Below are 624 nucleotides of genomic sequence, written 5' to 3' on the forward strand. Positions count from 1 at the left end.
TACAAAAACTATTTTAATACTTCACATTAACTTTGTCAAGTGTTTTAATGAGAAATATTAAATATTTTTTGTCATATTCTCAGAAAGGTTGAAAAATCAATGTTTCAGACATTTGACAGAATTAAAGAACTTGCCAAAAAGCAAGGACTTTCAATAAATTCATTGGAAGAAAAACTTGGTTACAGTAGAAATACCATTTATAATTTAAAAAATTCAAAACCATCTACTGAACGTATTTCAGAAATCGCCGACTACTTCAACGTATCCACAGACTACCTGCTCGGACGAACGGATAACCCTGCTATCGCTGGGAGTGATGAATTCGCTCAAGTAAACGGACAAATCATAGACTTACGCAAAGCAGCAGCCAACACCATGTTATTTGACGGGAAACCACTAAATGAAGATGATATCGACTTCATCACATCCGTCCTATCCGCCCACTTCAAAAGCAAAGGAGAACGCTAATGACTATCACTATCAACTTCACAGAAAAAAATTCCTACATCACGGACTACCTAAACAAACACGGTATCGACACAACGACCATGGATTTTGACGACTTCATGGCACTCATGGAAGATATCGAAGACGCACGAGCAGCTGACCAAGCCTATATGGAGT

1 protein-coding gene is annotated in these 624 nt (G+C 37.5%); it reads left to right on the forward strand.

Going from position 1 to position 624, the window contains the following annotated elements; translation table 11 throughout:
* Nucleotides 1–99: 99 nt before the first annotated feature.
* The gene (locus HT722_RS10275) at nt 100–468 is read left to right on the forward strand and encodes a helix-turn-helix transcriptional regulator (protein WP_173278859.1); all 369 of its coding nucleotides are present in this window, start codon (nt 100–102) and stop codon (nt 466–468) included.
* Nucleotides 469–624: the final 156 nt, after the last annotated feature.

Source organism: Streptococcus sp. 53, assembly GCF_013276565.1.
Taxonomy (GTDB): Bacteria; Bacillota; Bacilli; order Lactobacillales; family Streptococcaceae; genus Streptococcus.